This is a genomic window from Variovorax sp. 10N412 (assembly GCF_056394985.1).
Window position 1 is genome coordinate 95,197 of sequence record NZ_JBFTIO010000018.1, and the last position, 12,163, is coordinate 107,359.

The 12,163-nt window shown below is 63.3% G+C and carries 12 protein-coding genes and 1 tRNA gene; 2 read left to right on the forward strand and 11 right to left on the reverse strand.

Annotation, left to right across the window (positions count from 1 at the left end; all coding sequences use genetic code 11):
• Positions 1–209: 209 nt before the first annotated feature.
• The 11 genes from AC1DJH_RS28345 to AC1DJH_RS28395 form a co-directional block, all read right to left on the reverse strand.
• A tRNA-Pro gene (locus tag AC1DJH_RS28345) sits at positions 210–286 on the reverse strand.
• 26 nt (positions 287–312) lie between these two features.
• Positions 313–777 carry a MerR family transcriptional regulator gene (locus tag AC1DJH_RS28350; RefSeq protein ID WP_472124847.1) on the reverse strand — a complete coding sequence of 155 codons (465 nt, stop codon included), beginning with the start codon at positions 775–777 and terminating at the stop codon, positions 313–315.
• Between the two features lie 64 nt (positions 778–841).
• Positions 842–1,213, reverse strand: coding sequence for an integration host factor subunit alpha (locus AC1DJH_RS28355; protein ID WP_435436677.1), 372 nt, complete (start codon positions 1,211–1,213; stop codon positions 842–844).
• A 5-nt stretch (positions 1,214–1,218) separates the two neighbouring features.
• Positions 1,219–3,660, reverse strand: a complete 2,442-nt coding sequence (gene pheT, locus AC1DJH_RS28360) for a phenylalanine--tRNA ligase subunit beta (protein WP_478187960.1) — start codon at positions 3,658–3,660, stop codon at positions 1,219–1,221.
• 38 nt (positions 3,661–3,698) lie between these two features.
• Positions 3,699–4,775: a phenylalanine--tRNA ligase subunit alpha gene (gene pheS / locus AC1DJH_RS28365; protein ID WP_478187961.1), complete on the reverse strand. Its 1,077-nt coding sequence runs from the start codon at positions 4,773–4,775 to the stop codon at positions 3,699–3,701.
• A 113-nt stretch (positions 4,776–4,888) separates the two neighbouring features.
• Positions 4,889–5,248, reverse strand: a complete 360-nt coding sequence (gene rplT, locus AC1DJH_RS28370) for a 50S ribosomal protein L20 (RefSeq protein WP_007832499.1) — start codon at positions 5,246–5,248, stop codon at positions 4,889–4,891.
• A gap of 24 nt (positions 5,249–5,272) precedes the next feature.
• Entirely contained in the window at positions 5,273–5,476 is a 204-nt protein-coding gene (gene rpmI / locus AC1DJH_RS28375) for a 50S ribosomal protein L35 (RefSeq protein WP_007832497.1), read from the reverse strand.
• A gap of 158 nt (positions 5,477–5,634) precedes the next feature.
• Positions 5,635–6,258: a translation initiation factor IF-3 gene (gene infC / locus AC1DJH_RS28380; RefSeq protein WP_435436705.1), complete on the reverse strand. Its 624-nt coding sequence runs from the start codon at positions 6,256–6,258 to the stop codon at positions 5,635–5,637.
• Between the two features lie 101 nt (positions 6,259–6,359).
• A complete protein-coding gene (thrS, locus tag AC1DJH_RS28385) occupies positions 6,360–8,267 on the reverse strand; it encodes a threonine--tRNA ligase (protein ID WP_478187962.1) in 1,908 nt (635 codons plus the stop codon).
• A gap of 345 nt (positions 8,268–8,612) precedes the next feature.
• A complete protein-coding gene (aceA, locus tag AC1DJH_RS28390; protein ID WP_478187963.1) occupies positions 8,613–9,944 on the reverse strand; it encodes an isocitrate lyase in 1,332 nt (443 codons plus the stop codon).
• A 206-nt stretch (positions 9,945–10,150) separates the two neighbouring features.
• The gene (locus tag AC1DJH_RS28395; RefSeq protein WP_478187964.1) at positions 10,151–10,564 is read right to left on the reverse strand and encodes a gamma-glutamylcyclotransferase family protein; all 414 of its coding nucleotides are present in this window, start codon (positions 10,562–10,564) and stop codon (positions 10,151–10,153) included.
• 36 nt (positions 10,565–10,600) lie between these two features.
• On the opposite strand from AC1DJH_RS28395, the gene AC1DJH_RS28400 reads away from it, so the two are divergent.
• Together AC1DJH_RS28400 and AC1DJH_RS28405 are read left to right on the forward strand one after the other, a co-directional pair.
• Positions 10,601–11,533 (forward strand): DMT family transporter, encoded by a 933-nt coding sequence (locus tag AC1DJH_RS28400; protein WP_478187965.1) that lies wholly within the window; start codon positions 10,601–10,603, stop codon positions 11,531–11,533.
• A gap of 155 nt (positions 11,534–11,688) precedes the next feature.
• Positions 11,689–12,153 carry an SWIB/MDM2 domain-containing protein gene (locus AC1DJH_RS28405; protein WP_093128656.1) on the forward strand — a complete coding sequence of 155 codons (465 nt, stop codon included), beginning with the start codon at positions 11,689–11,691 and terminating at the stop codon, positions 12,151–12,153.
• The last annotated feature ends 10 nt before the right edge of the window (positions 12,154–12,163 follow it).

The following is a 12,163-nucleotide window of genomic DNA, read 5'->3' on the forward strand; positions in this document are numbered from 1 at the left end:
TGGTCCTCTTTGTCTATCGTCACCCAGGCCTGCTGCTTGAAGATTCGGCTGTGCAAGAGCGGATCGCGAGCGTGCAGGGAATCGGTCTTGCCCGATTTTTTTGCGGTTTGCGTGGAGTGGCATGCGGAGGTGAAACTGCTTGCATGGCACTCAGGAAAAAAAACGGGTCAGAGCTTGTGGCTCTGACCCGTTGATCTATCTACTGATTTTGGTCGGTGTGAAAGGATTCGAACCTTCGACCCCTTGCACCCCATGCAAGTGCGCTACCAGGCTGCGCCACACACCGAAGCTCTCAATTATAGCTGTGTAATTTCAGCGTCCGATGGTCAACAGCTCACGAATTTCAAAGAGTTCGCGACGCAGGTGCAACAACTGCGACAGATCGGCCGGCTTCGCCGTTGCTGACGCCGACACGGGCGCCTCCTGCACGACGGCGGCGTCGAATTCTTCCTGGTCGATCTCGATCGCTTCCATGCCTTCGAGCGGAACCTCGCCGGCCTTGCGGCGCTCGCGCTCGCCCTGCACGAGTTCCTGCAGCTTGTTGCGCGCACCGCTGATGGTGAAGCCCTGGTCATAGAGCAGGTCGCGAATGCGGCGAATCATGAGCACCTCGTGGTGCTGGTAGTAGCGGCGGTTGCCACGACGCTTCATGGGGCGCAGTTGCGTGAACTCCTGCTCCCAGTAGCGCAGCACGTGCGGCTTGACGCCACAAAGTTCGCCCACCTCACCGATGGTGAAGTAGCGTTTGACAGGAATCGGCGGGAGCGTTTTCTCCATTGAAATCAAGACTGTGCGCGGGAAACCTTAGAGATTACTCCACGCAGGCGCACAGCACCAAGCACTATTCCGCGCCCAGGCTCCACTCGACCTCGGACGCGTTGCCCTGATCGATGCTCCCGTGGATCTGTTCCTTCAGTTTCGCGCTCGCGTGGAAGGTGGCCACGCGGCGCTCACCGATGGGAATGGCTTCGCCGGTGCGCGGATTGCGGCCCGGCCGTGGCGCCTTCACACGAATCTGGAAATTGCCGAAGCCCGAGATCTTCACGTCCGTGCCTTCAATGAGGCTGCCGGCCACGAGTTCGAAGAAGGCTTCGACCATGTCCTTGGACTCACGCTTGTTCAAGCCAATCTGCTCGAACAGCAGGTCGGCCAGGTGCGCCTTGGTGAGCGCGGGTGTTTCGAGGGCCTCGAGCGTGAATTCGGCAGCGTTCATTCTCATCAACCCCTCAAGCGGCCGCCGAGCGTGGCGCCCAATTGTTCGACGATGGCACGCACGGCAGGTTCGACCTGCTCGTCCGTCAGGGTGGCGCTGTCGCTCTGGAAACTCAGGCGCACCGCCATGCTTTTCTCGCCTTGCGCCAGCGCACCAGGCGCGGCCGCGGCGCCATCGCGCAACGGCTGCGGACGGTAGATGTCGAACAGCGCCGCATCGCGCAGCAGCCCCTGCGCAGCGGTTGCCGCGCGAATGGTCTGCATGAGCGCGTCGTGCGTGACCGACTCCGCGACGACGACCGCGATGTCGCGTTCGACGGCTTGGTGCTTGGGCACGGCCTGCGCCACCGGCACGGGCCGCGCGGTCACGGCGTCGAGGTCGAGTTCGAACAGCACCGGCGCCTGCGAGAAGTCCCACTTCTGGCGCCAGCGCGGATGCAGTTCGCCGACGAAGCCGACAGCCTTGCCGTCGACCAGCACGCGCGCCGAACGGCCAGGGTGCAAAGCGGGATGCTCGGCCACCTCGAAGGTCGGGACCACGGGCGCAAGCAGCGCTTCGACGTCGCCCTTCACGTCATAGAAATCGACGCGCTGCGACTTGCCGTCCCAGCGCGACTCATCGGCGTCGCCCCAGGCCAGGCCAGCCACGCGCATCGGCTGGTTCACACCGCGCACCGTGCTGTCGGTGGTGGTGACGCTGTCGTCGCGCAGGAACACACGGCCCGCCTCGAACACGCGCACACGTGGCGCCTTGCGATCGAGGTTGAACTTGAGCACCTGCATCAGCGAACCGAGCAGCGAGGAGCGCATCACGCTCATCTGGCTGGCGATGGGATTCAGCAGCTTGATCGGGTTGGCGTTGCCGGCCAGGTCTTGCTCCCAGTGCGCTTCGACAAAGCTGAAGTTGATCGTTTCCTGGTAACCCAGCGCGGCCAGACTGTGGCGCACCGCGAACCGGCTGCGCTGCGCCTCAGGGCGCACGCGCGCGGTGATGGGCGCCAGCGGCGCAGTGGTCGGCAGGTTGTTGAAGCCGATCAGGCGAGCGACTTCTTCGATCAGGTCTTCTTCGATCAGCAGGTCGAAGCGATGCGGCGGCGGCGTCACGGTCAACGTGCCCTCGCCTTCCTTGATCGCAAAGCCGAGGCGGTTCAACGCATCGGCGCACTGCGCCTGGGTCAGCGGCATGCCGATGACGCGCGCTGCACGCGCCACGCGCAGCGTGACGGGCACGGCCGCGGGCACGTGCAGCGTCTGGTCGTCGATGGCGCCGACCTGGCCGCCGCAGATCTCGACGATCAGTTGCGTGATGCGCTCGATGATCTGCACCGTGCGGCTCGGATCGACGCCGCGCTCGTAGCGGTGGCCTGCATCGGTCGAGAAGTTGAAGCGGCGCGAACGGCCCTGCACGGCTTCGGGCCACCAGAACGCGGCTTCGACGTAGATGTTGCGCGTGTCGTCGGACACCGAAGTGGCGTCGCCGCCCATGATGCCGGCGAGCGACTCGACCTCGCGGTCGTCGGCAATCACGCCGACCTTGTCGTCGACCGAGATGGTCGTGCCGTTCAGCAGCTTGAGCTGTTCGCCCGCCTTGCCCCAGCGCACCGTGAGCCCGCCGTGGATCTTGTCGAGGTCGAAGATGTGGGTCGGCTGGCCGTACTCGAACATCACGTAGTTCGAGATGTCGACCAGCGGGGTCACGCTGCGTTGTCCGCAGCGCGCGAGGCGCTCGACCATCCAGCCGGGCGTGCTCACCTGGGTGTTCACGCCGCGCATGATGCGGCCCGAGAAACGGCCGCAGAGTTCGGGTGCTTCGACCTTGACGGGCAACACGTCGGTGAACGCGGCCGCGACCGCGGCGATGGCCGGGGTCTTGAGCGGCGCACCGGTGAGCGCGGCGAGTTCACGCGCCACGCCATAGACGCTCAGGCCGTGCGCCAGGTTGGGCGTGAGCTTGAGCGTGAGCAACGCGTCGTCGAGCTTGAGCACATCGCGCACGTCAACGCCGATGGGTGCGTCGGCATCGAGCTCCAGCAGGCCGCCATGGTCTTCGCTGAGTTTCAGCTCGCGCGCCGAGCACAGCATGCCCTGGCTTTCGACGCCGCGCAGCTGACCGAGCTTGATGAGGAAAGGCTTGCCGTCTTCGCCCGGTGGCAACTCGGCACCGACAAGCGCACAGGGCACCTTGATGCCGACGCGCGCGTTGGGCGCGCCGCACACGATGTTGAGCAAGGCGCCCTGCCCCGCATCGACCTGGCACACGCGCAGGCGATCGGCGTTGGGGTGCTGCACCGCTTCCTTGATTTCACCGACCACGATGCGCGTGAAAGGCGGCGCCACCGGTCGGCGCTCCTCGACCTCGAAGCCGCCCATGGTGAGCGTTTCGGCCAGTGCTGCGCTGTCGAGGGGCGGGTTGCAGAACTCGCGCAGCCAGGATTCCGGGAATTGCATCTCTTCGATCTCGATCTGGTTTTTTTATGGGTGGGTGCTTACTGGAACTGCGAGAGGAAACGCAGGTCGCCGTCGAAGAAGAGGCGCAGGTCGTTCACGCCATAACGCAGCATCGTGAGCCGATCGGGGCCCATGCCGAAGGCGAAGCCGATGTAGCGCTCGGGGTCGAGGCCCATGTTGCGCACCACGTTCGGGTGCACCTGGCCGGCGCCCGACACCTCGAGCCAGCGGCCGGCCAGCGGGCCGCTCGCGAACTGGATGTCGATCTCGGCGCTGGGCTCGGTGAACGGAAAGAAGCTCGGGCGGAAGCGCAGCACGAGGTCGTCGCGCTCGAAAAAGGTGCGGCAGAAGTCGGTGAAGACGACCTTCAGGTCCTTGAAACTCACGTTCTCGCCGAGCCACAGGCCTTCGCACTGGTGGAACATGGGCGAATGCGTGGCGTCGCTGTCGACACGGTAGGTGCGGCCCGGCGCGATCACGCGGATCTCGGGCGCCTTGACGGTGCCGGTCTCATCGGCGGCGGCGGCGGCGAACTCGGCCGCATATTTCTTGATGTGCTGATGCGCATAGCGCACCTGCATCGGGCTGGTGTGCGGACGCAGGTTGTAGGGAACACCGTCGTCGCCATTGATGTCGACATAGAAGGTGTCCTGCATCGAACGCGCCGGATGGTTCGGCGGGTTGTTGAGCGAGGTGAAGCTGTGCCAGTCGCTCTCGATCTCGGGGCCGTCGGCCACGTCGAAGCCCATGCTCGAGAAGATCTCCTCGATGCGCTCCAGCGTGCGGCTCACGGGGTGCAGGCCTCCCGGAATGCGGCGGCGGCCGGGCAGGCTCACGTCGAGCGCCTCGGCGCGCAGTTGCAGCGAGAGTTCTTCGTCTGCCAGTTGCTGCCGGCGCTCGGTCAAGGCGGCCTCGATGGCCTGCTTGCCCACGTTGATCGCGGCGCCGCGGGACTTCTTCTCCTCGACACTCAGTGCGGCCATGCCCTTCATCAGCTCGGTGATGCGACCCGACTTGCCGAGGAACTGCGCCTTGGCGTTTTCGAGTTCAGCGGGCGTTTTCGCTTGGGCGAAAGCGGCGCCTGCGGTGGCTACCAGGGAGTCCAGCTCGTTCATAGCAACAAAAATCTTCGAGGGGAAATAAAAAAGAGCTGGAGCCTTTTCAAGCGCCAGCCCTTGAGCCGTGGGCGCAGGAAGCCGCCCGAAGGCGGCACTCCTGCTGTGCAGAATCAAGCAGCCAGCTTGGCCTTGACCTGCTCCACGATGCCGGCAAAAGCGGCCTTGTCGTGCACGGCGATGTCCGCAAGCATCTTGCGGTCGATCTCGATACCGGCCTTGCGGATGCCGTTGGCGAACTGGCTGTAGGTCAGGCCCAGTTCACGCGAGGCGGCGTTGATACGCGCAATCCACAACTGACGGAACACGCGCTTCTTGGTACGGCGGTCACGGTAGGCGTATTGGCCTGCCTTCATCACCGCCTGTTTGGCGACGCGGAAGACATTGCCGCGGCGACCGCGGAAACCCTTGGCGAGTGCGAGAACTTTCTTGTGGCGGGCGCGAGCCGTTACACCACGTTTGACGCGAGGCATGTGTGTACTCCTTGTTCGTCTGAGTTAAATGCCACGGCCGGGCAGCATGGCGGCGACAGAAACCATGTTGGTCTCATGCACTGCGACTGCACCACGGAGGTGACGCTTGTTCTTGGTGGTCTTCTTCGTCAAGATGTGACGCTTGAAGGCTTGACCGCGCTTGACGGTGCCACCGGGACGAACGCGGAAACGTTTTTTCGCGCTGCTCTTGGTCTTCATTTTGGGCATGTAAATGCTCCTTTAGTTTGTGCTCGTGAGGCGCCGTGGAAACTCCACGAACTTGTTGGCCCCGAGACACTTCTTTATCTCGCCCCTGCCCGCGCTTCTTTCGAAGTGCCGGCAACGGCGAAATCCCTTCAAAACCTCGCTGCTGCGACCCCGCCCGCTCAGGCCGTTGCGGGGGACGCCGCTGCCGGCGCAGCATCTGCTGCCGGCTTCGGTGCGGCGCCACCGGCCTTCTTGCGGCCCGGCGCGATCATCATGATCATCTGGCGGCCTTCGAGCTTCGGGAACTGCTCGACCATGATCAGGTCGCCCAGTTCGTCGCGAATGCGCTGCAGCAGTGCCAAACCGAGCTCCTGGTGCGTGATCTCGCGGCCCCGGAAGCGCAGCGTGATCTTGCATTTGTCGCCCTCATCGAGAAAGCGCTTGATGTTGCGCATCTTGATGTTGTAGTCGCCGTCGTCGGTACCGGGGCGGAACTTAATTTCCTTGACCTCGATGACCTTTTGCTTCGACTTCGCCTCGGCTGCCTTCTTCTGCTCGTGGTACTTGAACTTTCCGTACTCGATCAGGCGGCAAACCGGCGGGTTGGCCGCCGCAACGACCTCCACCAGATCCACGTCAGCCTCGCCAGCAAGGCGCAAGGCCTCCGAGAGACTCATGACACCCATGGGCTCGTTTTCCGGGCCGACTAGGCGGACTTCCGGGGCCATGATTTCCCGGTTAAGGCGGTGTTGGCGTTCCTCGCGGTGGCGGCGGTCGCGAAATGCAGTAGCGATGGTCAGAATCCTTCAAAATTTGCTACAAAATCTGTAGCGAACGCCGATCAGTCCTCGCGGACAAGCGATACGACCTGCAGGGGAAACATATGAGGTGTTTCCCGGACAAATCAACGCTTGTCAGCAACATCCTGGACGAGCCGTTGCACGAACGATTCGAGGGACATTGCACCGAGGTCTTGATTGCCCCGGGCGCGCACTGCGACGGCACCTGCTTCCTTTTCCTTGTCGCCTACGACGAGGATGTAAGGGAGCTTTTGCAACGAATGCTTCCGTATTTTATACGTAATCTTTTCGTTGTGCAGGTCAAGCTGAACCCTAAGCCCTTGATTTTGCAGCGCTTTCGCCACGTCCCGGGCGTAATCGGCCTGTCCTTCGCTGATATTAAGCACCGCCACCTGCACCGGAGCGAGCCATGCGGGCATTGCGCCGGAGTGGTGTTCGATCAGCATGCCGATGAACCGCTCCAGGCTGCCGACGATCGCGCGGTGCAGCATCACGGGGTGCGCTCGGCCGCTCGACTCCGTCACGTACTCGCCGCCCAGGCGCTCCGCCGTGTTGAAGTCGACCTGCATCGTGCCGCACTGCCACTGGCGACCGATGGCGTCACGCAGCGTGTATTCGATCTTCGGGCCGTAGAAGGCGCCATCCCCCGGCGAGATGACGAAGTCGACGCCCGAACGGCGCAGCGACTCCATCACCGCATGCTCGGCCTTGTCCCACAGCTCGTCGGAGCCCACGCGGTTCTCGGGACGCGTCGCGACCTTATAGAGGATGTCCGTGAAGCCGAAGTCGGCGTAAACCTTCTGCAACTGCTCCGTGTAGGCGATGCACTCGTCCAGGATCTGGTCTTCCGTGCAGAAGATGTGCCCGTCGTCCTGCGTGAAGCCGCGCACGCGCATGATGCCGTGCAGCGCGCCGCTGGGCTCGTTGCGGTGGCACTGGCCGAACTCGCCGTAGCGCAGGGGCAGGTCGCGGTAGCTGCGCAGGTCGCTCTTGAAGATCAGCACGTGGCCCGGGCAGTTCATCGGCTTGAGCGCGTACTCGCGCTTTTCCGACTCCGTCGTGAACATGTTGTCGCGGTAGTTCTGCCAGTGGCCCGTTTTCTCCCACAGGCTCTTGTCGAGAATCTGCGGGCCCTTCACTTCCCAATAGCCCGTGTCGCGGTAGATGCCGCGCATGTACTGCTCGACCTGCTGCCACACCGCCCACCCCTTCGGGTGCCAGAACACCACGCCCGGCGCCACTTCGTCGATGTGGAACAGGTCGAGCTCCTTGCCGAGCTTGCGGTGATCGCGCTTCTCGGCCTCCTCGATGCGCTGGATGTACTGGTCGAGCTGCTTCTTGTCGGCCCAGGCCGTGCCGTAGATGCGCTGCAGTTGCTCGTTCTTGGCGTCGCCGCGCCAGTAGGCACCGGCCAGCTTCGTGAGCTTGAAGACCTTCAGGAAGCGCGTGTTCGGCACGTGCGGCCCGCGGCACATGTCGACGTATTCCTGGTGGTAGTACAGGCCCATGGCCTGCTCGTCGGGCATGTCCTCGACCAGGCGCAGCTTGTAGTCCTCGCCGCGCGACTTGAAGACCTCGATCACCTCGGCGCGCGGCGTCATCTTCTTGACGACGTCATAGTCCTGCGCAATCAGCTCCCGCATGCGCGCTTCGATGGCTTCCATGTCCTCAGGCGTGAAGGGGCGCTCGTACGAAATGTCGTAGTAGAAGCCTTCGTCGATCACCGGGCCGATCACCATCTTCGCCGTCGGGTAGAGCTGCTTCACCGCGTGGCCAACCAGGTGGGCCGTCGAGTGGCGGATGATCTCCAGGCCCTCGTCGTCCTTGGGCGTGATGATCTGGAGCCTGGCGTCGTGGTCGATGACGTCGCTGGCATCGACGAGCCTGCCGTCGACCTTGCCGGCCACCGTCATCTTGGCGAGGCCGGGGCCGATGGACTGGGCCACTTCGGCCACCGAAACAGGGCCTGGGAACTCGCGGCGCGAGTTGTCGGGGAGCGTGATCTGAATCATGTGAAAACCTCGGGGAGAAAAACAAAAAAGCGCGGTGGAAGACCGCGCTTTGCTTGGCTGTAGAGCTGGCAGAAGCCAGCACGCGCGGGGCTACCGGCCTTTTCCTTCGGTGAAGAAAAAGCCGCTGATTTCTTGCGGGGTAGTTCGCGGTGTCATAACCAAGGTGCCTTTCTCGCTCTTGTTGAGTGCAGAGTTGGAGATTCTAGCCGCTGCCCGCCCGGGCCGTGGGTACGGCATTCCTCGAGCCACGCGCCCCGGCGAGGAAAGGGGCCAAAGCAAAAGCCCGGCGATGAGCCGGGCTTGAAAGCGACGGCAAGCCGCCGCGCGTGAACCGATCCGCGAGGATCAGTGGAACTGCTCTTCTTCGGTCGAACCCGTCAGCGCCTTCACGCTGGACGAACCGCCCTGGATCACGGTGGTCACGTCGTCGAAGTAGCCCGCGCCCACTTCCTGCTGGTGCGACACGAAGGTGTAGCCCTTTTCCCGTGCGGCGAACTCGGGCTCCTGCACCATGTTCACGTAGTGCTTCATGCCTTCGCCGTTGGCGTATGCATGGGCGAACTGGAAGGTGTTGAACCAGTTGATGTGGATACCGGCCAGCGTGATGAACTGGTACTTGTAGCCGAGCGCCGACAGGTCTTCCTGGAACGAGGCGATCTGCTTGTCGTCGAGGTTCTTCTTCCAGTTGAAGGAAGGCGAGCAGTTGTACGACAGCAGCTTGCCGGGGCATGCGGCGTGCACGGCCTGGGCGAATTCGCGGGCGAAGCCGATGTCCGGCACGCCGGTTTCGCACCACACCAGGTCTGCGTACGGTGCGTAGGCCACGCCGCGGCTGATGGCTTGTTCCAGGCCGTTCTTGACGCGGTAGAAGCCTTCCTGCGTGCGCTCACCGGTCAGGAACGGCTTGTCGTTGGCATCGTGGTCGGAAGTGATCAGGTTGGCGGCTTCGGCGTCGGTGCGGGCCAGCACGATGGTCGGCACGCCCATCACGTCGGCGGCGAAGCGCGCGGAGATCAGCTTCTCGCAGGCTTCCTGCGTGGGAACCAGCACCTTGCCACCCATGTGGCCGCACTTCTTGACGGCAGCCAACTGGTCTTCGAAGTGCACGCCGGCAGCGCCCGACGCGATCATGTTCTTCATCAGTTCGAAGGCGTTCAGCACGCCGCCGAAGCCGGCTTCCGCGTCGGCCACGACCGGCAGGAAGTAGTCGATGAACTCCTTGTCGCCCGGGTTGATGCCACGGCCCCACTGGATTTCATCGGCACGGCGGAAGGTGTTGTTGATGCGACGGACCATCGTCGGCACCGAGTCGTAGGCGTACAGCGACTGGTCGGGGTACATCGTCTCGGAGGTGTTGCCGTCGGCGGCGACCTGCCAGCCCGACAGATACACCGCTTCCAGGCCGGCCTTGGCCTGCTGCATGGCCTGGCCGGCGGAGATCGCGCCGAACGCGTTCACGTAGCCCTTCTTGGCACCGCCGTTGATCTTGTCCCAGAGCTTTTCAGCGCCGCGCTTGGCGAGCGTGTGCTCGATGGGAAACGAGCCGCGCAGACGCACCACGTCGGCCGCGCTGTAGCCGCGCTTGACGCCCTTCCAACGCGGATCGGTGGCCCATTCTTTTTCGAGGGCGGCGATTTGTTGTTCGCGGCTGAGTTGTTCTGTGAGGGTCTGGGGCATGGTCACTCCGTGAGGTTGGTTGAAGGTCTGGCGCTGCGGCCGTGGGGTTACTTTAATCCGCCCGCGGACTCTTATGTCTTATAGAAGACATATTTTTCAACCAATGAAATCAACAACTTACAATAGTATTTCTCAATGCAAAATTATTTTTCTCATATTGAGAAAAAATATTGCGGCGCAGCACTCTCGCATTTCGCAATGCGCAATCAACCTTTCGTGGGTGAAAACGAGTCAACGCTCAGCGCGGCATGCGCGATCCAGTCCCCGCTCTGGATCACATGGCGGCCTGCAGTGCGCGACGGGTGAATCTCGTACACCAGGCAATCGATCCACTGCCCCCGCAGATCCACGCCCACGCGCCGCTTGATGTACTCGCCCGAATCGTCATCGGCCACTTCCTCGAGCACATCGAGCGCAGCCTCGACCGCCGGGTCGACTGCATAGACCTCGCCCACGACCCGCCCCACGCCACCGAGCACGATGCCCGGATAGGCGCCCAGGTCGTACAGCGTGCCGTCGATGCAGGCCTCGCCCACTCGCACAGGCAATGGCCGGTAGCGCGCAATATCGTTGCGCCCGCCGCTGCGCAGCGTGCCGTAGACAAAAACGTGGGGCATCATCGAAACCGCTTTCCGCAACAACAAGATCCCAGTCTATTGAACTCCACCGCCCCCGCATCAGGCCGCCTCGTGGCCTACGGCTGTCTGGCCTTGAGCATGTCGCTCGTGGGCGGCTACGTCGCCCTCTCCAAACCCCTGGTCGCCGCCTTCCCCGTGCTGCTGCTCGCGTGGCTGCGCTTCGGCATTGCGGCACTCGCCATGCCCCATTGGCTCAAGCGCGCGCCCGACGAGCCGCCGATGACGTCGCGCACGCGCTGGCTGGTGTTCCTCGAATCGTTCCTCGGCAACTTCCTGTTCTCGATCTGCATGCTGTTCGGTGTGAGCCTGACGAGCGCAGTGTCGGCCGGCGTGATCATGGCGTCGATCCCCGCCTGCGTGGCCGTTGCGAGCTGGCTGTTCCTGCGCGAGCGCATCACCATGCGCATCGGCGGGGCCATCGCTTGCGCGGCGCTGGGCATCGGCCTGCTCGCGCTCTCCACGGCATCTGCCGCGCACGCACCGGCCTCGACCGCCGCCATGCATTCGTCGATGCCGTGGCTCGGCAACCTGCTGGTGTTCTGCGCGGTGCTCTGCGAGACGGCCTACGCGGTGATCGGCAAGTCGCTCACGGGACGCCTCGGCCCCAAGCGCATCGCCTCGCTCATCAACCTGTGGGGCTTCATGCTCTCGATGCCCTTCGGCATCTGGTTCGCGCTGCAGTTCGACTTCACCGCCGTGCGCTTCGGCACCTGGGCCCTGCTCGTGGCCTATGCGCTGGCCGCCAGCATCTGGACGGTGTGGCTCTGGATGACCGGACTTCGCAACGTACCAGCCGCACAAGCGGGTGTCTTCGCCGTGCTGCTGCCGGTGAGCGCAGCCCTCGTGGGCGTGCTCGTGCTGGGCGAAAACCTGTCTTCGCCACAGCTGATTGCGTTCGTGATCGCCATCGTGGGCGTGGTGCTCGCAACATGGCCGGCCCGGCGAACGTGAAAAAGGACGCTTCGCCCCTCTGAAAAAACAACAGCCCCCAATGAAAAAAGCGCTTTTCCCCTTGGAAACGCGTTTTTTCTCCTTTAGCATCCGCAATGCCACTGGAGACGCAAGTTTTTCATTGGTGAACGTTCAACCAAAAAAGGAAATCAACCATGGCAACTGCAAAGAAAGCTCCGGCAAAGAAAGCTGCGGCTCCCGCGAAGAAGGCTGCTGCTCCGGCAAAGAAGGCCGCGGCTCCGGCGAAGAAGGCTGCTGCTCCGGCAAAGAAGGCTGCTGCTCCTGCAAAGAAGGCCGCCGCTCCCGCGAAGAAGGCTGCTGCTCCTGCAAAGAAGGCCGCACCCGCAAAGAAGGCTGCTCCCGCCAAGAAGCGCACGCCCAACGCCGCGTTCATGAAGGCCCTGACCCCCAGCCCGGCACTCGCCGCCGTGGTCGGCTCGACGCCGCTGCCGCGTACCGCTGTCGTGAGCAAGCTGTGGGACTACATCAAGAAGAACAACCTTCAAGACAAGGCCAACAAGCGCAACATCAACGCCGACGCCAAGCTGAAGGAAATCTTCGGCAAGGCCCAAGTGTCGATGTTCGAACTGGCCGCGCTGATCGGCAAGCACGTCAAGTAAGCACCCGGGG